General features: G+C 48.1%; 16 protein-coding genes. 3 read left to right on the forward strand and 13 right to left on the reverse strand.

Annotation, left to right across the window (positions count from 1 at the left end; all coding sequences use genetic code 11):
- Positions 1-49 precede the first annotated feature (49 nt).
- The 6 genes from EDC32_RS06760 to uxuA all read right to left on the reverse strand — a co-directional run bounded on the left by EDC32_RS06760 (position 50) and on the right by uxuA (position 7,111).
- The gene (locus EDC32_RS06760) at positions 50-1,333 is read right to left on the reverse strand and encodes an ABC transporter substrate-binding protein (protein ID WP_132220742.1); all 1,284 of its coding nucleotides are present in this window, start codon (positions 1,331-1,333) and stop codon (positions 50-52) included.
- Between the two features lie 22 nt (positions 1,334-1,355).
- A complete protein-coding gene (locus EDC32_RS06765) occupies positions 1,356-3,032 on the reverse strand; it encodes a hypothetical protein (protein WP_132220744.1) in 1,677 nt (558 codons plus the stop codon).
- A 473-nt stretch (positions 3,033-3,505) separates the two neighbouring features.
- Positions 3,506-4,165, reverse strand: coding sequence for a bifunctional 2-keto-4-hydroxyglutarate aldolase/2-keto-3-deoxy-6-phosphogluconate aldolase (locus EDC32_RS06770; RefSeq protein WP_132220746.1), 660 nt, complete (start codon positions 4,163-4,165; stop codon positions 3,506-3,508).
- A 13-nt stretch (positions 4,166-4,178) separates the two neighbouring features.
- Complete coding sequence (locus tag EDC32_RS06775; RefSeq protein WP_132220748.1) at positions 4,179-5,156, reverse strand: sugar kinase; 978 nt, start codon at positions 5,154-5,156, stop codon at positions 4,179-4,181.
- A 36-nt stretch (positions 5,157-5,192) separates the two neighbouring features.
- Entirely contained in the window at positions 5,193-6,038 is an 846-nt protein-coding gene (locus EDC32_RS06780) for an SDR family oxidoreductase (RefSeq protein WP_132220750.1), read from the reverse strand.
- Positions 6,035-7,111, reverse strand: coding sequence for a mannonate dehydratase (gene uxuA, locus EDC32_RS06785; RefSeq protein ID WP_132220752.1), 1,077 nt, complete (start codon positions 7,109-7,111; stop codon positions 6,035-6,037). The genes EDC32_RS06780 and uxuA overlap by 4 nt, the downstream gene beginning before the upstream one ends.
- A 595-nt stretch (positions 7,112-7,706) precedes the next feature.
- On the opposite strand from uxuA, the gene EDC32_RS06790 reads away from it, so the two are divergent.
- Positions 7,707-8,993, forward strand: coding sequence for a cation:proton antiporter (locus EDC32_RS06790; RefSeq protein ID WP_132220754.1), 1,287 nt, complete (start codon positions 7,707-7,709; stop codon positions 8,991-8,993).
- Between the two features lie 143 nt (positions 8,994-9,136).
- Positions 9,137-10,684 carry an NAD(P)-binding domain-containing protein gene (locus EDC32_RS06795; RefSeq protein ID WP_132220756.1) on the forward strand — a complete coding sequence of 516 codons (1,548 nt, stop codon included), beginning with the start codon at positions 9,137-9,139 and terminating at the stop codon, positions 10,682-10,684.
- Positions 10,685-10,833: 149 nt separating this feature from the next.
- Here the strand turns inward: EDC32_RS06795 and EDC32_RS06800 are convergent, their stop codons facing one another.
- From EDC32_RS06800 to EDC32_RS06810, 3 genes are read right to left on the reverse strand one after another with little or no spacing between them, the layout of a single operon-like run.
- Positions 10,834-12,273: a pyridoxal phosphate-dependent decarboxylase family protein gene (locus EDC32_RS06800; RefSeq protein ID WP_132220758.1), complete on the reverse strand. Its 1,440-nt coding sequence runs from the start codon at positions 12,271-12,273 to the stop codon at positions 10,834-10,836.
- Positions 12,274-12,325: 52 nt separating this feature from the next.
- Positions 12,326-19,324 carry a non-ribosomal peptide synthetase gene (locus EDC32_RS06805; RefSeq protein ID WP_132220760.1) on the reverse strand — a complete coding sequence of 2,333 codons (6,999 nt, stop codon included), beginning with the start codon at positions 19,322-19,324 and terminating at the stop codon, positions 12,326-12,328.
- Positions 19,325-19,354: 30 nt separating this feature from the next.
- The gene (locus EDC32_RS06810; protein WP_132220762.1) at positions 19,355-20,332 is read right to left on the reverse strand and encodes a SagB/ThcOx family dehydrogenase; all 978 of its coding nucleotides are present in this window, start codon (positions 20,330-20,332) and stop codon (positions 19,355-19,357) included.
- 1,018 nt (positions 20,333-21,350) lie between these two features.
- Here EDC32_RS06810 and EDC32_RS06815 point away from each other — a divergent pair.
- Positions 21,351-21,716, forward strand: coding sequence for a hypothetical protein (locus EDC32_RS06815; protein WP_132220764.1), 366 nt, complete (start codon positions 21,351-21,353; stop codon positions 21,714-21,716).
- 334 nt (positions 21,717-22,050) lie between these two features.
- On the opposite strand, the gene glnA is transcribed toward EDC32_RS06815, so the two are convergent.
- The 4 genes from glnA to EDC32_RS06835 all read right to left on the reverse strand — a co-directional run bounded on the left by glnA (position 22,051) and on the right by EDC32_RS06835 (position 26,284).
- Complete coding sequence (gene glnA / locus EDC32_RS06820; protein WP_132220766.1) at positions 22,051-23,388, reverse strand: type I glutamate--ammonia ligase; 1,338 nt, start codon at positions 23,386-23,388, stop codon at positions 22,051-22,053.
- A 55-nt stretch (positions 23,389-23,443) separates the two neighbouring features.
- Entirely contained in the window at positions 23,444-23,839 is a 396-nt protein-coding gene (locus tag EDC32_RS06825; RefSeq protein ID WP_029072010.1) for a MerR family transcriptional regulator, read from the reverse strand.
- A gap of 676 nt (positions 23,840-24,515) precedes the next feature.
- Positions 24,516-25,001: a DUF456 domain-containing protein gene (locus EDC32_RS06830; protein ID WP_022737632.1), complete on the reverse strand. Its 486-nt coding sequence runs from the start codon at positions 24,999-25,001 to the stop codon at positions 24,516-24,518.
- Positions 25,001-26,284, reverse strand: a complete 1,284-nt coding sequence (locus EDC32_RS06835) for a methionine gamma-lyase family protein (protein WP_132220768.1) — start codon at positions 26,282-26,284, stop codon at positions 25,001-25,003. The genes EDC32_RS06830 and EDC32_RS06835 overlap by 1 nt, the downstream gene beginning before the upstream one ends.
- Positions 26,285-26,294 lie beyond the last annotated feature (10 nt).

Consider the following 26,294-nt stretch of genomic DNA (forward strand, 5'->3'; position numbering starts at 1 on the left):
AAAATCGGGCGGCGAAAAAATGCTTCGCCGCCTGTGCCCATGTGGGCGGCTATGACTTGGCAAGGGCTTCATTCCAATGCTTGACTGCTGTATCAAGTGCATCTTTCACTGTTTTTTTCCCAAGCATGGCCGCCCGGATCTGTTCCAAGTAAAACTCACGCAGTTCTTTTTGCTTGGGGTGGCCCATGTAAGTCAAGGTGAGGTGGGGAGCGTAGGTAACCATCATTTTGCGCGCGTGGTCTTGAATCGTTTTCACCTCAAAATTAGTGAAAAAGGGGTCTTTCAACGTATCTTCCGTCGAAGGGAAGATCGGGACCAATTTACAAAATTCCAACTGTTTTTGCGGGCTGGTCAAAAATAGGGCAAAGTCGGCCGCCTCTTTGGGATGTTTTGCTTTCTTTGGTATCACAAACAGCTGGATATCCTTGACCGCCACTTTTCCCGTGGTGGTAACTGGCGGAACCACTTTCAGTTTTGACAGGACATTGGGCGCGTTTTTCTCAATGTTGTTCAACTGAAACGAGCTGGCCAAACCGACGTGCGCCGTCAATCCGTTGTCAAGGGTTTGCTGCAATTGCCGATCATCTTTTACCAGCGCTCCCGGAGCAATCGCCCCGTCCTTGTACGCTTGGATGAATTTTTCCACAAAGGCGATGTGTTGAGGAGAATTGAATACAGCCTTCTTCCCATCGGCGCTTAATATCGGCAATCCTTCGGTGGCGAACGTTTCCAACCCAGGCAAGTCATTGGAGCCATAGACATGGGGCAATCGTTGATGAATTTGTTTGCCATATGCAAACAGTTCATCCCACGTTTGCGCCGGCTTGTCGGACGAAAGTCCCGCTTTTTGATACAGCTCGGTGTTAATCAAGCCGATTGGCGGCCCCGCATGGTACCAAGGAATGGCCATCACTTCGCCATCACGGTTGGTCACACTTTTAACCAGCCCGTCAATATAAGGGGCCATTTTCTCTTTGGCGACCACTTCTGAAATCGGTCTTAATGCATGATAGCCTTGCAAAACGGATAACCCTTCACTCGTCTCATTGACCAAATCGGGAGCGCTGCCACTTGACAAAGCAGTGAACAACTTTCCGGTCATGTCCGCCCCGGGAACATCCACCCAATGGATATCCACGTTGGGGTGGTTTCTCTCATACTCCTGAATGGCACCCTCGATGTAGCCCGAGAAATTTTTCTTCAGGTTGATCGTCCAAAATTCCAGCTTAATCCGTTCGGAATTGTCAGCCGCCGGGTCGGAGCCAGTGCAACCTGTCATCCCCACAACCAACAAGAAGGACAAGATCCAAGCCGCCGCACGACTGATTTTCATCCTTGTTTCCCCCTTGGCCCTCTTATTCCAATTTCATGCGATAAAGTTGAACCAATCGTTCGATCTTGCCATTCCACAATGCCGCTGTTTCTTTTGGAATATGGATGCCCGTCAATGCACGGATCTCAAGCGATAAGATACTGAGTGACTGAATAGCACTACGATTCCGTTCCGAAAAATGGGCGTCGATGGCCCGGTTCATCTTGTTCAACAGGCTGCGCTTAATCCCATGACGAAGATCAGCGTTGGCGATCTCATCCTGCAACTTATAGGAAACGTAAGCAGCTTCGACCGCTCGGAATGCCTTTTCGCGGCGATTGGGGTCGTAAATGATATTCTCGCCGATCATCCCGGCGTAACTGCTGGAAATGTTCCAGCCGCTTTTTTTCTCAAAGCCGCTGTTCTTCATCGTAAAACCGCGTGCGTTGAAGTCATCAAATCCGACATTATCCCAGTAATTTCCAACCCCGTTTTTTTCATACAACCGGATGGTCAATGTCGCCGATTTTTTCCCAGTGAGGTAAGGGGTTAAGTCCAGATTCACCTCTTCCCACTGGCCGCTCACGGTGTTATGGGCTACATCCTGCTCCCACACCACCTGCTCATCAATCAACAGTTGCTTAACGTGATAGCCCTCCAATTTGGGACCTTCGGCCATCGTTCGGAAAGAAAGCGCATAGTTGCCCGATCCATCCGGATGGATAACCTGGCTGGCGGAAACGTTATCACCCGGCTTGGTCGAAACCCCCGACGGCACAAAGAAGCTCATATAACCGTTGCCAGTAGCCGCCTTCTTGTCAGGCTCTGCAATAAACTCTTTCTCCAATTCATACGTGATAATGCCTGCCAATTTACCTTTCCGCAGATTGTCCACTGCAGTCTGGACTGTTTCGCGAACATACTCCACCGATGGGTTGCCAGGCGTGTTGGTCAAGTACGAAGTGTAAACCATCCACACGAGAGGCAAATTGTATTTTTTTAACAACTGGTAAGCTTCGTCAATCTGTTGTTGCTCAGTGGACCAGACCGAGGTGTTACGGTAAGGATCATCGCGATAAGCTACAATCACACCATCGATATAGTCTCCTCTGGTTCTTAGAAATTCTTCTGTTAAAGCAGGGAAATACATGAGGGGCATAAACGAAGGCAAAAACTTCAGATTGGGGTTAATCACTGTGGAGGCTTCTCTCATCTTCGCCATATATTCTGGCGTGAAGAAATCAAGATTATGGTTGAAGTCATCAATCGCCCAACCGATGAGATTGTCATATTGTACAGAAAGCTCAGCAATCGCTTTCCCCCACGCCACATAATCTGTTGTGTATGGGTAAGATTTGCGGCTACCTGTCGATTCCGACGGGGGAACCAAATACAAAACAACATTGATGCCGGCTTTCTTGGCAGCAGGCAAAAACTCGTCTTTGAAGTCATCCCAATCAGTCGGTTGGTACCAATTCAAATAGTAATACGTATTGACGTTTAATTCTTTCAGTTTTTTGATCATAGCCGGAGTGTCCACATGCCGGACACCGTCGGCCCGTGGTGTGGCTTCCCGCTCAAATCCCGCATAATCGGACAGTTTGGCGTCTATGTGACTGCGGCTGGACACAGGTTCCGCTTTCACAACCGGGGGTGGGCCGATGTTCAACGCCCCCCACAGGATGACAATCAGGGCCAACCAGTACATCCCTTTTTTCATTCTGCTCTCCCCTGTAAATGGATTTAAACCGTACAAGCGCAGCAACCACTGAGAAACCCAAACAAACCACCCGATTCTCCGTTCCCCTCGGGATTTGACGAAGCTGGCTGTATATTGGGCACCGATGTCAGCCCGAACATAAAACTGCACGGAAAAATGCCTTTAGCCTGATAACTAGGAACAGCAACAACTCCAACATCATTCTATTCGACGATGGGTTGGATCATGCGTTTGTCGGAACAAATCTCATGTGTCTGGCTTCGATGGAACATCACACCAGGAAACCAAAAATCGGGGGCAGGGTGGCAAACCCGGGACAACGATTGACAGCCAGTCCGCCTGCGCCGCACAAAGGGCATATGTCCGCATGAAAAAACAACAGGGTTAACAGGGAAAACTTGTATGTTAATTTCAACCATATATATTTCAAAATATCATGAATTTTCCAAGCAGTCAAGGCCACCGCCTTTACTCTACTGGTTGGCCGCGTTCTGTTTCGCCTCCCTATACGCACGCATAAACAAGCTGGCTCTTTTGGCGATCACGGCATCATCCCCACCGGGCGCCACCCCTTTGGTCAGTTCCGAACCAACTCCCACCGCCGTCGCCCCAGCTGCGATCCACTCTCCCACTCTCTCAGGGGTGATCCCGCCCGTCGGCATCAGATTGGCTTGAGGCAATGGACCCTTCACCGCGCGGAGCAGGCTGGGGGAAAACTGATTTGCAGGAAACAACTTTATTATGTCCGCACCCATCTCCAGCGCTTTTTGCATTTCCCGCAATGTGACCGCTCCAGGAATCACAGGCACACGATAGCGATTGCACAAGATGACAGTGTTTTCATATAAGCCGGGAGACACGATGAATTCGGCCCCGCAGAGGATGGCCGCTCGCGCCGTCTCCGGATCAAGCACCGATCCTGCACCGATCACGACACCCTCACTGGCACACTCTGCTGTCAATGAGTCAATCGCATTTAAGGCGTTCGGGACAGTCATAGCGATTTCGACCGCTCTGATTCCCCCGTTGATCGCATGCCGCGAGATGTTGATTGCTTCTTCCGCCGAACGTCCGCGCACGACGGCCACCACTCCTGCCTCCATCAATAACTGCAATGTTTTCAACTTCTTCACTCCCCGCCACCTCTCACCTTTCAATATGGTTGCGCGTACCAAGTACTTGCTCCACTTCTTCCCATGTAGGCAATGCCTCCCAATCACCCGGCGAACCAACGGCAATGGCTCCAACCACATTGCCCAAATGCGCCGATTCCGCTAGGCTTTTGTTTTTCAGAAGTCCGACGATGAATCCAGCGCAAAAGCCATCACCCGCCCCCACCGTATCTGTCGGTCGCTCAACTCTGACATGGGGGACAACCGTAATTTTTCCGCGCTCGTGCACGTAAGTTTCATTGGCCCCACCTTTGATGATCGTAGCACCCGGCAACGCTTGCACATGTTCCAAAATCTCCGCAAAATCGTCCGTTTGATAAAGCAACCGCAATTCCGGCAACCCGGGGAGAAAATAATCGGCCATTTTCGCAAGCTCCAATAAAATCGGCCGCGCTTGGTCCACAGACCAAAGTTTGAGGCGTACATTAGGGTCGAAGCAAACTTTGACCTGTTGAGATTTGGCCACCTCAACTGCGCGAAGCACCGTTTGGTGACAAGAATCGCTCAACGCGGGCGTGATTCCCGTGATATGCAAAATTTTGGCGTTGGTGATATATGCTTCGTTCAAATCAGCTGGCGACATCAAACTGGCGGCAGAATGTTTGCGGTAATAATAAACAGCAGACCGCTCAGATATCGTTTCCCTGAGCATAAGGCCGGTGTTTGCATCCGTTAAAAAACGGGCTTGTGATACATCAACCCCCTCACCCCGCAATACCTTGCCAATGTGGCGCCCGATCGGATCGTCCCCTAACAAGCCGCACCAGCCCGCTGCATATCCCAAGCGCGCGATGCCGATGGCCACATTGCTTTCCGCACCGCCGAAGGATTTTTCAAATAGCGTGGAATGGGCAATACCTTTGCCACCCATCGGCGTAAATAAACCCATTGTTTCACCAAACGTCACCACATCAACGTGCGGAAAAGATGGATGCCGATCAGCCAAGCTCATCACATCTCCCTTCAAACGCCTCGTTCCCTTGCAACATCAAACCCCGGAATAAGCGGCAAAACCGCCGTCAACCGGAATCGTGACACCCGTGACGAAGCCGGACATGTTTTCATCGGCTAACCAGATTAACGTACCAAGCAAATCTCGTGGGACACCAAACCTACTCATCGGCGTGTGGGACAAAATTTTTTGGGATCGTTCGGACAACGACCCATCTTCCTTCAATAATAATGCCCGGTTTTGTGATGTCAGGAAAAAGCCCGGTGCAATCGCATTCACGCGAATCCCCGCTTCGGCCATATGCACGGCGAGCCATTTGGTAAAGTTCTCCACCGCTGCTTTGGCTGCGCTATAAGCGGGCACTTTGGTCAACGGGCAAGAAGCACTCATCGAAGATATATTAATCACCACCGCCCCTTTCCGGTTGACCATTTTCCTTGTGAAAACCTGTGTCGGAATAAGCGTACCCTGCATGTTGAGATCAAACACTGCTTGAAATCCTTCACTCGTCAAATTAAAAAAGGTGGTGATCCCCTCCTTGTTGTCATCTTCCGCTTTCCATGTTTCATGGGTCGTGGTTGCTTGCGGATGATTTCCGCCCGCGCCGTTGATCAATATATCGCATGCGCCCCAACGCCTGGATACGACCTCTTCCGCCTTTTTCACACTGTCTGGGTTCAGTACATCACAAGCGATGGCAATCGCTTCACCTCCGGATTGCACGATTTCATGCGCCACTTGTTCACCGCGTTCCACTCTTCGGTTCAGAATGGCCACCTTTACCCCCTGCTGACCGAGCTCCCGCGCCATTTCACCGCACAAAACCCCGCTTCCGCCCGTTATCACCGCCACTTTTCCTTGTAAGTTCTCGTTCCTTATCATGCACGTCTCTCCTGCCTCGCTTGTTCCAGCGCATCCCAAATCCCCCATAAATACATGATCCCGAGAGCCCGATCATACAGACCGTAGCCCGGCCGGCACTTCTCTCCCCATATGTGCCTGCCGTGATCCGGCCGTGCGTAACCCTTAAATCCGCTCTCATGATACGCCTTCACAATATCACATATATCGAGCGAGCCGTCGCAAGATCGATGCGATGTCTCAATAAAATCGCCGTTTTCATAAACTTTCACATTGCGAATGTGGGCAAATGGGATGCGATCGGCAAATTCCCTAACCATGGCAGCAACATCGTTGGCTGGGTTGGCTCCTAAAGAGCCGCTGCAAAGAGTTACTCCATTGGAAGGGCTGTCTACGAGACTTAGCACCCTTTTGATGCTTTCCCTGCTCGTGATAATCCTGGGCAATCCAAACACCGGCCATGGCGGATCATCAGGGTGAATCGCCAGTTTGATGTCATGCGCCTCTGCGACGGGAACCACTTGTTCCAAGAAATACTTCAAGTTGTTCCATAAGTCTTCTTCAGTCACATGCCGATACGCCGCAAACAGCTTCTCCAGATCCTTCAATCTCTCTGGCTCCCAACCGGGCATGGTCAAATCGCGTTGGTCCGCCATCCGCTTGACCAACTCGTCAGGGTCCATCTGATCCACTTTTGCTTTTTCATAAAAAAGCGCCGTTGACCCGTCTTCCATCTCTTTATACAAGTCCGTCCGGGTCCAATCAAACACAGGCATGAAATTATAACAAATCACCTTCACCCCGACTTGTGCCAGTTTTTCGATTGTTTTTTTGTAATTTTCAATATATTTTTCACAAGAAGGGTATCCCAATTTAATATCTTCATGCACATTCACACTCTCGACAACCTCAATGTGCAACCCATGCTCCTCAGCGACCTGTTTGACTCTCAATATCTCCTCGAGCGGCCATTCTTCACCTGCCGGCACATCATGCAGAGCCCACACAATCCCTTCCACACCGGGAATTTGTTTGATTTGAGCCAAACTGACCGTATCATTGCCCTCACCATACCAGCGAAACACCATTCTCACTGTTGATCCCTCCATTCAGGCATGAAACCGCCAGGACGCCAAATACTCTGTTTAATAAACATAAAACCTTTCTACAACCCCTCCTTACCTCATCATATTCAAGTTGAATTATTCAATAACTTCTCGATTAATGGGAAATTTCCTCTTTCATCCATCAAATCAGCAGACGAAACAGCCGGCAACAGATTCTTTTGGTCTATCAGCCATTCAAATCCAAAACAGACCACTTTGATTCCCGAATATAACAACCATCCATCCATTTTCAGGAAAGGAGAGGTACGGCACCAAGCATCACATCCAGACTTTTTTTCACCGTTATCAATGACGTAGCGAGCTAAAGTGATACCAACAAAAACGCCATGGATGTATTTAAAAAAAACTTTTTAAAATAGTAAATTAGTAAGAGGATATTTTAGAATCTTATATAATATTATATAATGCAGAATATAAACCATTTTCCGAACTAATATGGAGGTGATAAAGAAAATAAGCTTTTTTCTTGGGATTCAGACGCCCATATCCACCCTCTCGCCACTGGCAATCATATGAAATCAAGTGCGAAAAAATTAATTTATCGAAAGGGGCAAATAAAATCTTGGGCAACAATATGCATTTGTTTTTAGATTTTATCCCGGCATTGATTTTGGTATTGGTCGCTTCATATATATGCGGCAATTTAGCCCGATATATTGGACAACCCAAAGTTGTCGGTGAAATGATTGCAGGAATACTGATCGGCCCTTCGTTTTTAGGAATTTTCGCACCACAAACCATGTCTACTCTTTTCACTGCCGATGTTAAAAGCATTTTGTACATCCTCAGCAATTTGGGGTTGGGCATGTACATGTTTTTGGTTGGGGCGGAGGTGGATGAAAATAAGCTGACTAAGAGCCTCATTCGCAAATGCACCATTCTCTCTACATCCGGGATCTTGGTTCCACTTTTGTTAGGAGTGGCTATCGGTTTTTTCTATTATTCTGAACTATCCCTTCCAAACGTTCATCCATTCTTGTTCGCCTTATTCATCGGGTCTGCGCTGTCACTGACGGCCTTCCCCATGCTAGCACGGATTATCCAAGAGCGGAATCTAACGACCACACACTTTGGCACATTGGCTTTGCTAGCCGCTTCCATCGATGACGCCCTGGCGTGGTGTTTGGTAGCATTAATCACTGCGTTGGCTCAAGCCCAAGGGGTTTTTGCCGGTGTATCTGCCATTGTGTTTGGCGCTATATTTGCGTGTTTTATGTTATTGCTTGTAAAAAAATGGATGGCGCGTTTGGGAGACAAAGTCGAAAAAGCAGGTTCCCTTTCGATCAATCACTTTTCTCTCATTCTTTTGCTCCTCCTCCTCGCCATTTGGTTCACTGACTATATTGGCATCTATTCCGTATTCGGCGGATTTATCGTCGGTCTTGCAATGCCGAGACATAAAGTGTTTGCTCGCGAATTGCAATCCAAATTCCAGCCGGTCGTCATTTCACTGTTGTTGCCCATTTTCTTTGCCTATTCTGGGTTAAACACCGATTTAACCACCATTTTCAGCAACATGTCCCTGCTGATCCCTGCTATAGTCGTGCTGATCGCATCGATCGCCGGTAAATACGGCGGATGCGCGCTGGCTATGAAAAGCATCGGATACTCTTGGCGGGAAGCTTCCGCCATCGGGATGTTGATGAACGCCAGAGGGTTGATGGTACTGATCTTGGTCAACATCGGAATTTCCTATCATATCATCACCACCGAGTTGTTCGCCATTTTGGTGTTAATGACCCTGGTGACAACCATTGGGGCAACGCCGGTTTTCAACCTGCTTTATCCCACACATCCGAAGGAGAAACGAGGAGTTATTGACTTGAAACCTTTGCCCAAACAATCTTAATGGCGCTCAATCCCCTACGGAAATAACAATTACCTATTCGCATACATACGCCCGTTTCCAAACAGGCGCAGCCCAAAGCGGCTTCACTGGCCAGCATTGCTGCAACTCAATGTATGCATCAATCAAACACTGGAGGGATTCATATGGACAAATTGTATGATGTGATTATTGTTGGCGCGGGTCCGGGAGGACTTCAAACAGCACTGACTTTGAAAGAGTTGGCTGACGAGTCCAACCAGAAGCTGAACCTGTTGATCATCGAATCCGGGAAACAGGCAGGAACCTTCTTCACAAAATATCCTGTTCATGGGCAATTGATCAGCAACAACAAATTGTATACCGGTAAGCCGCCTAAGAGCCGATACGCAGAACGGTTTGACTGGAACAGCTTGGTAACCAAAGAGAAGAAAATCCTAATGAGAAATTACAGCCGCGACTTCTTTCCCCGCCGAGAGGCATTAGTGGAGATGTTAAACGATCTGGTGGCGGAATATGAATTGCCTGTCATGTATAACACGACTTGGCAAGGAACCCGCCAAACCGAGCAAGGGCATTTTGAAGTGGTGACAGACAAAGGAACCTTGCATTGCAAATATCTCGTGGTTGCGACAGGGATGACACCCAATTATCCGCCAATCCCCGGATTGGAACACACCACGCCATATTCTGAAATGAAAAAGAAAGATCATTACCGTGACAAACGGGTGCTGATCATTGGCAAAGGGAACAGCGGCATGGAATGCGCACAAGAAATATTGAATGAGGCGAACCTGATCATGATCGCAAGCCGCCATTCCACCCGCTTGGCCTACAAAACCCATTATGTGGGCGACGTCAGGGCGGTCAACGCCTTGCTAGTGGACAACTACCAATTGAAGCATCAGGCCGCGTTGTTGGATTGTGAGATCACCAACATCGAAAAAGTGAAAGACGGTTTCAACGTAACTGTCCACTATATGCACGCGGAAGATGAAAAAGAAACGCTGTTCTTTAATGAAATCATCGCCGCCACCGGTTTCCGCGCCAACATCGACCATCTGGTAAAAGATCTCAATCTGCAGATAGTTAACAATAAATACCCTTCCATCTCCGGCGTGTTTGAATCGACGGAAGTGCCCAATCTGTTCTTCGCGGGTACACAAACCCATGGCCTGGATTACAGAAAAACATTTAGCGGATTTATTCACGGCTTCCGATACAACAGCAAAGTACTGGCTCACAAACTAGCGGAGCGCTTGGGATATCCTACCAACCACCCCACCATCCCCAACGAAGAGATTGTAAGCCATATTTTGGAGGAATTGACAGAGGCTGCCGACCCTTATTTGCAACCGGGCTTTATCGTCTATGTGTTGCGTCATGAAGGGGGCGTGTGGAAACAGATTGGTTACCAAACGATTCACGAGTATGAAAGCACTCCGTTGCAAGAAGGGCAATGTTTGCTAGCCGCTTCGTTGGAATATGGAGACATCCATCGATTCACCGACCCTTTGAGCATTCCCCGCGTGCCGGGAGAACCGAAAGAAAGCGTTCACATTCATCCAGTCATCCGGGTTCGCAACGGGCAAAACGTCATCGAAAAATTGGATTTAGAAGAACACTTGGAAAATCAATTCATGAATTTGCCGACGCATCATCAACAGCTGCAGGATTTTCTCAACACCCAGCTGGGCAAGAAAGTAAATGTTTAAACGATCCCTGGCACGCAGTATGCACGCTTCCCTCGCTGTTCGACAAGCAAAGAACCGACGCTGACAGGCGTCGGTTTTTTTGCCATTCGTGCTAAAGGTGACGCAATGGCGTCTGATCCGCATAGCTTTCCAATGCTACTGCCGGTGCCTCAGATAGGATGTTTGCATGAAGCACTTAATTCTGCGGCCAATTCGACGATTCTCACCAAAATCTGGTGCATCTCTTCCAGAGTCGTCTCTGGGTGGATGGGACAAAGACGTATGACCACTTTCCCTTTCAAGGTGGTGGTGCTCACCATCGCAAATCCCCTGTGAACGACTTCTTCCGCCAGCTGCTTGTTAATTTCATTGATGGTGTCTAGTGTCGCTGATTCCTTGGGCAGGTAGCGGAATGTGACCACACCCAACTGCGCAGGCGTCACCACCTCCCAATCCTCCGCTTGACGCACGAATGCCTCCGCCTGTTCAGCCAGCATGATCCCATGGTCAATCGCTTGGCGAAATGATTCAGCGCCAAACGCTTTGAGCGACAACCACACTTTGAGCGCCCGAAATCTGCGCGAAAGCTCAATGCCGCATTCCCCGAAATTAATCTGTTGATCATTGCCGAGGTCGATGTCTTGCAGATACTCCGGCGCCATGCTAAATGTTTCCCGCAAATGTCGTCGATTCCGAACCAACACGCAGCCGGCATCATACGGCTGAAACAACCATTTGTGCGGGTCCATGGTTAGTGAATCGACGCGCTCCATCCCACGCAACAGCTCTCTTCCTTTATCCGTGAGGGCTGCCGGTGCCCCATAAGCTCCATCGGCATGCAACCAAGCATCCACTTCGCGACAAACATCCGCCAATTCATTGAGCGGATCAACTGCTCCAGTATTGGTCGTTCCAACATTGGCGATCACACAGAAAGGTTTTCTCCCGGCCATGCGGTCTTCTTCTATTTGTCGTTTCAAATCACTGACAGAAATCCGGAGGCGATCATCCGTTTCAATCCACCGCAGTTGATGTGGTTGGAACCCCAACACTTTCAATGCACGCTCCACGGAAAAATGGGTTTGGTCGGAAAAGTAAACCACGGCTTGGTCAATGTCATTATCCAGTTTGACCTGCCTAGCCACGGCAAGCGCAGTCAAGTTAGCCATCGAACCTCCGCTCACAAACAACCCTCCCGCGGAATCAGGAAAACCTACCATCGTTTTAAACCAGTCAATGGTAATCAGCTCGACCTGCTCCGCACCCGCCGCCGCAATCCATGCTGTTGGAAAAATATTAAACCCGCTGGCCAAAAAATCGGCCACCACGCCAACATAGTTGTTGGGGCCTGGCACATATGCAAAAAAATGTGGATGATCCACATGTGTAATGTGATTGAAGACATGGTCATGCAAATAGGCAAGTAGTTGCTCCGGGTCAGAACCGGACTCCGGGAGCGGTTCCGTCAGCTTGTGCCTGAGGAACTCACCGTCAATAACCCTTGAAACCGGTTTGTTCTTAATGCCGCTGATATGGTCAACGATCATGTCAACTGCTTGGTATCCCAATCGACGCATCTGTTCTGCTGACAACTGCAAATTTTTGGACATCCGCTTCTCTCCCACTCAATCAGAATGAGGCGAGTGTCACACTCGCCCTTGTTTATATCTGAAAATCACCGATCGTTTGCGTCGGATTACTCACCACCGCTTTGATCAATCGATGGAGGCGGTTTAATGTCTCCCGCACTTGCTCCGTATCAAAGACATGTTGGTCATGCCCGAATTTCAGCGTGATTCGTTCTTCAGGGAAACAGATGATCCCGTATTTCGTATGCGGTTCATCCACCACATCGTAATTTTTGACGACGAAGCCCCTATTCTTATTTGGTGCGAATACAGCCGGATCGGTGGGATAGTTTTCAAACACCCACAGATGGTCAGTAAGCTGATCTTGCAACGCGCTTTCTTTTTGAATATCAATCAAAGAGCAATAAGCATATTCATTGCACTTCAATGTATCCTGTTGCACAACTTGCAGAAGATCGGCAAACGTTGACGATTCCGTCCACGAGACTCTGATGGGCAACACATTTGTGAACAGACCGAACATCTGCTCAATCCCCTCTACTTCCGCAGGTCTTACTGACACCAGATTGGGCACAACCACTTCTTGTACATGGTTGATTTTGCCCAGCAACACACTCCACGCAACCATCAATGCCGAATTTAGCGTGACGCGGTTGTCTGTCACAAACTTCCGTAATTGGCTGCTCAGTTGCTCGTCCAATGTCAAATCCATAAATGTAAAGTCAGATCTCTTCTTGTGTGCGGTCTCCTTCTGGAAGGGAAGGCCGACCGGCCGATTGTAACCTGCCAGATAATCACGCCAAAAACGGCGTGCTTTTTCATGGTCTTGTGCGGCGATCCAATCCACAAACGATTGAAATGGTTGCACCGGAGTTAATTGTGCAGTGATTCCCGCTTGTCCAGCTTCGTAGAGTTGAACCAATTCTGTCAGCAAAATGCTGACGCTCCACCCATCACATAACAGATGTTGGGCGCTCCAGATCACCTTGTGCTCTTTCGGCCCCAATTGAAACACACAGAGGCGAGTCATGAGTTCGTCAAACGCAAATCCCCGGGCCAGATTTTGACTCATCCACCGTTGCAAGCATGCTTCTTGCTCCTGGTCGGTCATTCCCTGTAAGCTACGTACTTCCGCCTCCATTTGGGCTTCACGCAACACCGCTTGCCACGGTCTTCCTTGATCATCTTGCACGATGATCGTCCGCAGGGCGTCGTATCGGTCAACCAGTTGTTGAAAACACTGGATAAACAGATCGATGTCCAATTCCCCTTCAAGTGTCCAGATTGTTTGCTCAAAGTATGCATCGGTGTCCGGTACTTTGGCCGCATGTTCATAAATCACTTGTTGAAAGGGGGCCAACGGATAAATTCGTTCGATCGTTGCATGCGGCATCTTCTCTTGCATTTTTTTGCGAATCTGAAGCTCTGCTTGCGCCTTGAGTTCTGACTCGACCGCAACCCCCGCGTCGTCGCTGGAGTCGCTTGTCCCTTCCGGATGGGTCAGCATGGAACGATCCAACTTCTTAATCGTCCGCGCAACATCTCTTAACACTGGGAATTCAAACAAACTTTTGGTATCCAGATGATAACCCTGTACAAAAAGACGTGCAGACACCTGAATCGCCTTGATGGAATCTCCACCCAAAGCGAAGAAATGGTCGTTTGCTCCGATCTGCTCCACATTTAACACTTCTTGCCATACACTGGCCAGTATCTTTTCGAGTCCCGCTTGGGGAGCGACAAACTTCTCTGCATTCCTTTGCTTTTTGGGGACTGGGAGCGCTTTGCGATCCAATTTCCCATTGGGCGTTAACGGCAATTGCTCCAAATGGACGAGATGGGCGGGAATCATATACTCTGGCAAGTGTTCCATCAAATGCTTCCGCAACGCTTTCTCATCAATCTCTTGTTGAGCCACCACATACCCCACCAAAAACTTCATGCCGCGCTCATCCGTCTGATCAATCACCACGGCTTGATCTACATCGGGATAGGTAAGCAAACAATGAGAAATCTCTTCCAATTCCACTCGATAGCCTTGAATTTTCACCTGATAATCCTGACGACCTAAAAATTCAATATAGCCCTCCGGGCGCATTCTGCCACAATCCCCCGTTTTGTAAATCGGGCCGAATTCCGGATGCATAATAAACGCATCCTTTGTCTTCTGATCGTCATTTAAGTAGCCTTGGGCCAGGCCGGCACCCCCGATGTACAAGTCACCGATCACGCCGACTGGACACATCTTCTGATCGTAATTAAGCACATAATACGTTTGGTTCGCCAGCGGTTTGCCATATGGGATGCTTTTCCAGTTCGCTTCCACCTGTTCGATCGGCCAATAGATAGACCAAATCGACGCTTCGGTCGCTCCTCCGAGGGAAATGACATCCGCAACCGGGAAATGCCGGTTGATTTTTGCCGGCAAAGGCAACGGAATCCAGTCTCCACTCAGCAAAACCAACCTCAACGATGTATTCTCAAAATGAGAACCCACATGATCTAGCGCCAAATCCATAATCGCTGGTACAGTATTCCAGATCGTGATCCCCCGACGCTCGACGGTGCGCACCAATTCGCGCATGTCTCTTGGATCGCGAATCATCACTAAGGTCGCGCCCGCACTCAAGGTCCCAAAAATGTCGTACACGGACAAGTCAAAACACATGGAGGAAATGCCGATAATACGATCCTCTTCATTTACTTCAAACTTCCGGTTAATATCTTGAATGGTGTTGGAAGCCGCTTGGTGGGTGATAATCACGCCTTTGGGTCTGCCGGTGCTTCCCGAAGTGTAAATGACATAAGCTGTATCTTCGGGTTCGGCCACGGGCGTCAGATCTCCGTCCGCATACGATGAGATCTCCATCGTTTCGTACAGGTCGGAATCAAGCAAGATCTTGCACGAACTGTTTTCCAAAATATAGGTTTGCCGCTCATACGGATGATCTGGATCAATGGGCACATAAGCTGCTCCCGCTTTCAGCACCGCCAGTAGGTTGATGATCGTCTCCACCTGTCGCTTCGCCAAAACGCCCACCCGGTCGCCCCGTCCAATGCCTCGGCTTTGCAGAAAACGGGCCACTTGGTTTGAACGTTGATCAAGCTCCGAATAAGTTAACCACTCCTGTTCAAAAACCACCGCCACTTGATCCGGCGTACGTTGCGCTTGATCGATGAACAATTGATGCAATGTAGCGGCAGGGATGGGTTCAGCCGTTGCGTTGTATTGGTCGATCAAAGCATAATCCTTTTGGCTGATACGTAGAGGGTTGATGTCCCCCTGCTCAACCAATTGATCCAGCAACTCCACAAATTGCGTGAACATGCTCTCCATCACTTCGGCATCAAACAACTCTTCGACGTAGTTCCAACTGACCAACAGCTCGCCGTTTTTTTCAATCACTACATTATCCAAATACACTTGCGGCGTCCGAGCGTGTATGTGGCGGAGAGAACCGATTTCTTCCCAAGCGAACGCGCCAGCACCAGCCAGCATGGAAGTGAACACAATCGGCATGACCGCTTTCGGCCTCATCTGGTGGTACCGTGTATAATCACGGATAAACTCCACACCGTCATAGTGTCGATGCTCCAACCCGTCCAGCAATGTGGATTGCGTCTGCTCCACCTTGGTGAAGAACGGTTGTTTTTGATCCATGTCCATATCCAAGAGGATGAGCGAAGTGAAATCCCCCACGATCTGCTCCACTTCATCATGTACCGGATAACGGTTAAAAACAGTCAAATTGATCGCCAACCGACGCTGATTGCTCCAAAACGCCAACACTTCCCCATAAACTGTACACAGCAAGGCCGATGGCGTCACTTGTTTGTCTTGCGCCAACCTTCGCAATTTTAACCATTTATCTTTGGTAATGATCGTCGTCAGCGATTGGAAGTTGGGAGTGCCGATTTCTGCCGGATCTTTAGCCAACAACAGCGAAGGAGCTGGCGGAAAATCAGGTAGCTTGTTGGTCCAATATGCTTTCGCCGTTTCATATTCCGTGCCTCGTTTCATGTCATCATAGATGTGCATATAATCCTGAAAGGTGAACGAGAGGGGAGGCAACTGAGCATCAGGCTGGTGGTAATAATGCATCAAGTCCTGCCCGACTAGATTCATGCTCGCTCCATCCATCAACAGCGCGTCATATCGGAAACACAATAAATAAGTGTGTTCTTGCAACTGGAATGCTTTTAATTCAAACAACGGCCATTGGCCCAATGGAAAGACATGGTCGATCATGCGCGAACGTTCTTCACGCAAACGTGCCGCTTGTTTTTCCGGAGGCATGGAAACCAAGCTCTCTACCTCAATCTCATATTCCGGGACGTCTCGCAAAATTTGCTGCTTCCCCTCCGGCAAGATCACTGCCCGCAACATAGGATGACGCTGAATAACCTTTTGGAAGCTCCGTGACAACCGCGCAATATCCAATTCTGTTTCATATTCGAAATACGTTTGCGGAGAAATCCCACTCAATTCAAATTGCGGATTGCGCCCCAACATGTAAGCGGTCTGCACTTCTGTCAAAGAAAACGGTTCCGAAAGATCTGCACGGCGAACCAGCACCCGGCCGTCGCTTTCTTGTTTTTGTGCTATCACCACCCGCTCGCTCAGCTCGGCGATGGTCGGATAGTTAAAGACATCTCTTGTACCCACTTTAAGCTGTTCTTTTCGCAATGCGTTGATAATCTGCAAGGCTTTAATCGATTCTCCACCCAAAGCAAAAAAATTATCATGGATACCCACCCGGTCGATTCCCATCACCTTTTCCCATGTTTGCGCCAACTTCTGTTCTACCGGATTACGCGGAGCAACATAAGGAGCGGACATTTGGTCGGCTTGACCAAACTCTGACAGCCGCTTGCGATCTACTTTGCCGTTGGGGTTTAGCGGAATGGCTTCAACCCGAATCAGGTTTTCGGGTATCATGAAATCCGGCAACACTTTGCCTAGATATGCCCTGAGCTCTGCAAAGGGAATGGTTTCCTCAGACGCATAGTAGGCAGCGAGCCACTTTCTGTTTCCATCGGTACGGTCGATCACGACGGCCTGGCTAATCTGCGGATGTTTTCTTAGTTGAGCCTCAATTTCCCCCAATTCGATTCGGTATCCCCGTATTTTCACCTGTTGATCCATGCGTCCTAAATATTCCAGCTCCCCATTGGGTAACCAGCGGACAAGATCGCCAGTGCGATACATGGTTTCATCAGGATTAAACGGATTGGGGACGAATTTCTCTGTGGTCAATTCAGGTTTGCCGAGATACCCCCGCGCCACCGCCACACCAGAAATACATAGCTCTCCGGGCATGCCAAGTGGTTTTAGTTGACCATATTTATTCATCACATATGAGCGATAATTGGGGTTAGGTTTCCCGATCGTCACCGTGCTAGCATCGCTTAAATCCTTAACAGCCGCGCAAATCGTCGTTTCAGTTGGCCCATAGATGTTCAATATCCGCGCGTCGCTGATGCTCCGAATGCGCTCAACCAAATCGATGGAAAAAGGTTCCCCGGCCAACAAAATCGTCTTCAACTCTTTTAGGAACATCGCTTCTTCCGGATCACTTAAAACCAGTTCCATCCGCGACGGAGTTGACTCCCATAACTCCACTCCATGACGTTTAACCAACTCACCCAATTCACTCGTAGCCGATTGGCCATCGGTGGCAATCACCACCGTGGAGCCATGCGTCAGAGGTATGCCAAATTCCAACAAAGAGATATCAAAGGAGACACTGGCGAGAAAAAGGAAAGATTGATTGTCTTTCAAATGTTCCCCCATCACATGCATGAAATGGACCAGGGAGCGTTGCTCGATCATAACCCCTTTGGGATTCCCCGTCGAACCCGAGGTATAAATGACATAAGCCAAATCATCGGGTGTGCTGTCCCGGCACAAATCGCTCCCTTCCCCCTGAAACCATCGCCCATCTTCCAAATGCACCACTTCACCCGCAAACCTTGGCAACGCTTTCACAGATCGCTTGCTCAGCAACCACTTGGCTCCACTGTCATGAAGCATGTATTCAATCCGTTCCACGGGATAGTGGGGATCGATGGGGAGATAGACTCCTCCAGCCTTCAAAATCGCCAACATGCCAACAAGCATTTCCACAGAGCGATCCACCATAACCCCAACGATACTATTTCTGGTTACGCCCCGATCTTTAAGGGTCAAGGCCAATTGATTTGCCTTTTTGTTCAATTCGCCATACGTGAGGGATTGATCCCCACACACAACAGCCAACCGCTCCGGGGCCTTGCGCGCTTGCGCCTCAAACAAATCCTGAAAAGTCTTCGTTAAGTCCACATCCGTCCGGACTTCGTTCATTTCCTCTTGCAACGTTTTCTCTTCTTCAGTTAAGATGCTGATCTCGTTCACAGCCATATCCGGGTTTCTCAGCACTTGCCGCAACACGTGAAGGTAAGAATCGGCAAACTGGTGCACAGGGATAGGCGGATGAGAACCACGGACATATTGGATAACGACTTCATCCTGCTCTTTCTCAGCATCCCTTTGCAACCAAATGACCAATTTTCGCTCGGAATCCTGTCCGAGCGACGGTTTGCTGTGCAACCTTTCCCATCCCAGAATCACTTCCGGGGAGAATGCGCTCATTTGTTCCGACAAAGCAGCCAAGGGATAACGCTGGTATTCATAAGCAAGCGAGAGGGTTTGTTCGACTTCTTCCACCACTTGCACAAAAGGCTGGCTGGCACAAATGTCGACGCGGATGGGCAACAATTCATTGGGTGCCGCATCCCCTTCCAAGCCACACGCGGTTACCGGAACGCCGACCGTGATTCGCTCTTGTTCTGTATAATGAACCAGGCAGGCGCATAAAGCTGCCTGCATCCAAGCAAGCAAGCTCAAATCACTTGACTTGTCCACTAATTCATCATCCAGCGGCACTTGCACCCTATCACACGAATCGGCTTTATTTGGACCACATTCCATATCAGACAATGAAAAGGAGGGCGCATCGGTAGATAATTGCTTTTTCCAAAACGATGCCGCCGCTTCATGCTCATGATTCAAATCCAAATCTCTTATTCGCATTCGTTTGCCCAACCCCCTCAAAATTCCTGATTACCCATCAATCTTCAAACCGCCCTCAATCGCATGAAGAATGACTTGGTGATCTTCCAGTTTCAAAAATGTTTGAATCTCTTCGAAATTCATGTGCCCAATCGAACACAACCCCACATTCAAATCCTCTGCCACCATATTTAAAGTCGCTGTAATGATGCCAGCCTCGATACAAGCGTAAAAATAGCCATCTGCCCCGTATTTGGGCATGGAGGCGCGAGCGTTATACACCAGATAGACGGAGAAAGCGGACTGGGCGAAAATATCTTGATTGATCAGCTCATGATCATCCTTGATTACTTGATCAATATTGTTGACTAACACCAAGCTGTGATCGGCCGGGTTGAAATAATAAAAGCCGGCTTTAACCCCTTCTACGCGTCTCGGCTTGACATAGACAAAGACATCAATTGGATAAAGCCCCCCTGCACTCGCGTAATTGTAAAGAATTTTGTCCTCTTTTCGTTGCTTTAAAGAAGACAACAGGTTGGAGAATGTGGCAAAAGAAACGGGTGTTTTCATGTCAAACCGTCGGCAAGATCTGCGTTTTTGAATAATGTCCGGCAATGCGCCACTTGTCTCCAGCTGAATCTTGGTCGACCGGCAAGCGGCATGTGTCCGGTTTAATTGCTCACTGACATAGTAATCCAATGCTTCTTTGGAATAACGAATCTGCTCACTGTATGGGTTGACGAACAGGCCTTCTTGCGGCGAAAACACTTCCCTTGGCGGCAATATGCCCTCAACCAACACTCGATCTTGGATCAGAAGCTCCAGTATTTCATTCGCCTCTTTTTCACTTCCAGAGGAAAACCGCTCCAAGAGGCAGTTGATCGTCACGCCTGTTTGGGCAAAAAAATAAAATTCGGGAAACCACTCCAATATCATCCCTGTATAGGTCGACTCTCCAATCACCACACCCTCGTCCGACATTCGCCAATGTTTGGCGGGAGACCAGTAAAAGATTTGCTCGCCCATGTTCTCCTCCCTCAAATGTAGATTGTTATGTTAAAAATACAGTCCCCAACGCAGAAAAAGGCACCGAGACATCACAGTGGACACACTCCCCCGATGGGTTAGACTGCATTTTTAATCACCTAATGGTTGGTAAAGACAACTTCACACATAGGATTACTAATATTAATAAAAAAGTAATGATATGGAATTATAAGACATTCAAAAAGACGTCACCCAAAAGCAATTAGGGCGAGATAAAGAAAAATATAAATATTAAATGAATCATATATTAAATATTTATTACATACTTTCATTTTTATCTAAAATATATGATAAACTATGCAGAATAAAAATACAACCTCAAATAAACTTATATAATCAACGATATTATTTAAGTTTTTTTAATGTTTTTACCTAAAATTATTAACGCTTCTCTTCAAAAAACTTGAACTGCCATCAAATCCCCATTTTTTTATCTAAGACTATTTAACCCTTTTAATAAATTAGCAAAACCAACCAATTATATAAGATTACACGGTTAATCCCCAGGCAACGAATAAAATACACTCTCTTAAAAAACCCAGCTCCTGAGCGAACAGCTTTTGCCGTCATGCAAGTGTTCCTTGCCATCAATGGCTATCGGCTGCAAATAAGTTCCAAAGAAGCGGAAAACATGATGGTCTCTTTTGAGGGAAATAATGGTGCAATTAAAATAGGGAAGGTACTGGAAGAAAAAGTGAAAATATTTTACTAGCCCCCCTCTTGCTTTATATAACAGGTGTTTTCTTTTTTTGGTGCGTTACCAATAAGGTCACTGTTGCAGTGATCGGAGCAAGTAAAACAACCACGGAAAAACGGTCTAATATACTTCTTTTTGATCCAATTCATGAACAAAAATTAATTTTGAATTTTTTGACTTTACCTATTGATTAACAACCGTTCATCATTTATAATGACTTACATACCAACCATTTGGAATTTAATGTATCTTGTTACATTAAATTCCAAATGGTTGGTGAATTGAAGGAGGTTGATTCATTTGAAGAAAAAAATGTTTTCACTCCTGGCATTAGCTGCTACTTTTGTAATGCTTGGCTCCTTCGTCGCGTATGCAGCATCTGCATCAGTGTATTTACCCACCAACGTGAAATCCCGCCAGTCTGCTCTCATCTCAGTAAGAGAGGGGAATCTCCATCTCGAAGTAACTTCACTCAATCGAAGAAATGTTGGCTTCGCCGTTTATCGTTATGTTTCACGGGGCCCAGATCAATTTATTACAGGTGGGCAGACTACAAGCAGATCTGCCTATGCAAGAGCTGTCTCAAGCGGTCGCTACTACATCGTATTAACTTGTAAAGATGGCAATGGTTATGGTTGCAACGCCAGAGGTAGCATCAATCAGTAAAAACAACCTGAATGTGGACATGAACGATCGTTCACATCTATGTGTAATATAAACATGAAAATAAAAACGAGAGCTAAACGCTCTCGTTTTTATTTTCATTCGGTTAACACTTTTTATCCTGAAGGGTCCCTCTATTGTCCTCTTCAACTTTTTAGTGAATACACCCAGTCCTTTTCAATTAAATTTCATAAGTAGCTCCCTTCATATCTGAAACTCTCTATTATCAACCTAATATTATTAATAAAAAATAAAAACCAATAGGTATCATATGTATCTTTTTATAGAAAGAAATAAAAGCAAAAAAAGAGGCTCGTTTGAGCCTCTTTTTTCCAAATTAGTACAGAGACATATATTGTTCGCGCTCCCATGGATGCACGGCGGTACGGAACATATCCCACTCGATTTCTTTTGCTTCCGCAAAGTGTGCCAATGCGTGTTCACCCAAAGCCTCAACCATGACCGGATCGCTTTGCAACTCGATCAGCGCCTCATGCAGGTTGCTTGGCAAGTTCTCGATTCCCGCATCGCGACGCTCTTGCTCTTCCATGATGTAGATGTTGCGGTCGGTTTGTTTCGGCAACGCCAGCTTGTTTTTCACACCATCCAAACCGGCTTTGAGCATCACTGCCAAGGCCAGGTAAGGGTTGGCGGCTGGGTCTGGAGAACGAACTTCGATCCGGGTGCCGAGGCCACGGGATGCTGGTACGCGCACCAACGGACTGCGGTTTTTGGGAGACCATGCAACATAACATGGAGCTTCATACCCCGGAACCAAACGCTTATAAGAGTTGACCAATGGATTGGTCACCGCGGTAAACGCACGAGCATGTTTCAAAACGCCAGCCAAGAAATAACGGGCAGTGGCAGACAGGCCCAACTCATCGCTTTCATCATAAAACACGTTCACATCGCCTTTGAACAGAGACATATGACAATGCATACCCGAACCGTTCACCCCGAACAGCGGCTTCGGCATGAAGGTAGCGTGCAGCCCGTAGCGGCGGGCAATGTTTTTTACAACCAGCTTAAAGATTTGGATGTTATCAGCCGTGGTTACCGCGTTGGCGTATTTGAAATCAATTTCATGCTGACCCGGGGCCACTTCGTGGTGAGAAGCTTCCACTTCAAAGCCCATTTTGTCCAAGGTCAGAACGATATCGCGACGGCAGTTTTCACCAAGATCCAGTGGAGCGAGGTCAAAGTATCCGCCTTTGTCGTTCAGATCCAGTGTTGGTTCCCCTTTTTCATTTGTCTTGAAGAGGAAAAACTCCGGTTCTGTCCCCACGTTGAACGAAGTGAAGCCCAATTCTTCAGCTTCTTTCAACACTTTTTTCAGGATACCGCGCGGGTCGCCCGCAAACGGCGTACCATCAGGCAGATAGATGTCGCAAATGAGACCAGCTACTTTGCCTCCTGCGTCCGCACCCCAAGGGTAAATGACCCAGGTATCCAAATCCGGATACAGATACATGTCGGACTCTTCAATCCGTACAAACCCTTCAATCGACGAACCATCAAACATCATTTTGTTATCCAGCGCTTTTGGCAATTGGCTGGTTGGGATTTCCACGTTTTTGATGGTTCCCAAAAGATCGGTGAAAGTCAGGCGGATATAAGCTACATCTTCTTCTTGCACAATGCGCAAAATATCTTCTTTGGTGTACTTAGCCATCGCAGTCGTTCTCCTTTCATTTAAGCAAGATGTCTATCTTGACCGAAAGCAACAATCAGTGGCGGAAAAACCGAGATAATTCACCATGATTCAACGGAATCTGCCCCCGTCTCGGGTGAATGATCTGTTGTTTCAGCATGCGGCGCAATTCGCGCTCGCTCAGCTCCTTCTTGGCGGTTTCCGCTTCCCGTTTTGCTTCCAGGACTTGCTGTTGCTGTTTGAGCATTTCACGGATTCCCGCGATATTGATGCCTTTCTCCAAATAAGATTTGATCTGGAGCAAGCGATCAACATCATTGAAAGAGAATAACCGTTGGTTTCCCTTGGTCCTTTCTGGGCTGATCAGGCCTTGTTGCTCATAATACCGAATTTGACGCGGGGTCAGTTCGGTCAGCTTGGTCACAATCCCTATTGGAAATAAAGGCATATTCCGTCGAAGCTCATCTTTCACGTTCATTGAGGGCGCCCCCTTTCAGCTATTCGGGAATGCCTTACAACTCCATTATATTTATGTAAGGTTTGTTAGTCAATGCATGTAAGGAAAAATGACATTACTATTTTTTGGCTTGGGCTGGGGGTGAAATCGGGCATTCTCCACCCTTAGCCACCGATTGCACATGTTCTTTGTTTCCGCTCGCTTCCATATTATTGCAGTGATTGACTTCACATATTCCGCCAGTCCAGGTTTTTTCGTTGATCAAACCATGAATGGTTGCACCAATCAAGCACCCGATCAGCAGCCTACGCAGACAATCTGAACCATAGCCCGCGTGCGGGAATGCGAATAAGGCGTCCAAGGAATGCTGGCACACCTCTTGCGACACTAACCGATGGAAACCGATCCCCCTCCCGCAGGCACTCCGCAACATGATATCCGTTTTCAAACCGATTCACGTGATTGGGATTATTCTGAATCCAAGGGTGGCAATGATTTCTTAATGCAATTCCTCTCAAAATCGTTTAAAATATGAAAAGGCTTACATCCACTGCATGGTGCGCCTTTTGTTTTTACCTACACAACTCTTTCATTCACATGGGACGCTTCCGCAAGCGTCCTCTTTTTTGTTGCCTAAGCCTCTGGTAACAACAACAAAGCCGTTTCCCCCAAATGGAAACGGCTTTGTTCTTTAAAAAATCACTAAGAAGCTGAACCAAATCACCAAACCCAACATCACTATGAATTTGACGAAAATCCCGCCTAAAAATCCAACCAATGTGCCATATGCCACTTTGAAAGCTTCGGTGACATTTCTCTTGATTACCAGCTCCATCAAGAAAACCAAGACAAAGGGTCCCACGATAATGCCGATTGGGCCGATGATAAACGGAAACGTCAGCACCCCCAAAACAGCGGCAACGACCGCCAGCGTGGACCCTCCGTATTTTTTTACAGCCACACTGCTTGAAATGTAGTCCACCAACATCAACAAAACAGCTATCAGCAACGTGGTGATCCAAAACCCGGTACCCAACTGCTCCCCACGATCAATCAGGAAATGATACACGGCAAAGCCGGCCACCATCAGCGGTACATCCGGCAACACTGGCACGATTAGCCCAACGAATCCTAGTATGATTAAGAAAAAGACTAGTACCCACAACAGCCATTCCACTACTCGTTTCCCCTTTCAAACGCGATGTGGCCCGTTTCTGCCATGTGATCCAGCGCTTGCACAATGCCGATCTTCACATGGGAATACGTCAATCCCCCCTGCATATAAGCGATATATGGCGGTCTGAGCGGCCCGTCCGCCGAAAGCTCAATGCTAGCGCCTTGCACAAACGTTCCAGCCGCCATGATCACTTCATCACGGTATCCTGGCATAGCAGACGGAACGGGAAGAATGTGCGCGTCAATGGGGGAAGCCGATTGAATTCCTTGACAGAAGGCCACCAACAACTCTGCGCTTCCCAAATGGATTTGTTGTATGATATCCGTTCTTGTTTCTTCCCAAGATGGGGAGGTTTTGAAACCCAATTCTTCCAAAAAAGCTGCCGCGAACACCGCACCTTTAAGGGCTTCACCCACCACATGCGGTGCCAAAAACAACCCTTGATAATAATCGCGCATATACCCGTGCGTCGCCCCGCCTTCAACGCCAATCCCTGGCGCAACCAAACGAGAAGCTGCCCGCTCCACCCATTTGGCTTTACCGGCGATATATCCACCTGATTTGGCCAAACCGCCGCCGGGGTTTTTGATCAACGAGCCGGCAACCAAATCGGCGCCCACCTGAGTCGGTTCGACCTCCTCTACAAATTCGCCGTAACAATTGTCGACGAAAATAACCGCTTCAGGACAAATCTCACGCACCCGCTCAACCATGTCCCGGATGTCCGCGATGGTAAAGGAAGGGCGGTCCGCATATCCTCGTGACCGCTGAATACCGATCATACGAGTGCGCGCGCTTACCGCTTCCCGAAAAGCAACCCAATCGATTCGACCCGCAGAGGTCAACGGGATCTCCCGATAGGAGATGCCTAAATCCGCCAGTGATCCCGATCCATCGCATTCTTTTCCAATTACTTGGTGCAATGTGTCATAAGGGCGGCCCGTCAAATAGATCAACTCATCTCCTGGGCGCAACACTCCGTATAAACAAGCGGCTATTGCATGCGTACCCGAAATGATGTTGGGTCGCACTAACGCTTGCTCCGCACCAAACAGGGAGGCGAACACTTTTTCAAATGTCTCTCGCCCCAAATCGTCATACCCGTATCCTGTTGAAGCCTGAAGATGAATTTCGCTCACCCCATGCTCACGGTATGCGGCCAGCGTTTTCCACTGCTGCCGATCGACGTTTCGTTCGATCCGTTTGAGCACAGGAGCGATTTTCTCCTCGACGGCAGCTACTTTCTTTTCGATCCATTGTCCATGTCGCAACTGGTTATACACTGATTCATCA

The sequence above is a fragment of the Laceyella sacchari genome, from assembly GCF_004343255.1.
Taxonomy (GTDB): domain Bacteria; phylum Bacillota; class Bacilli; order Thermoactinomycetales; family Thermoactinomycetaceae; genus Laceyella; species Laceyella sacchari.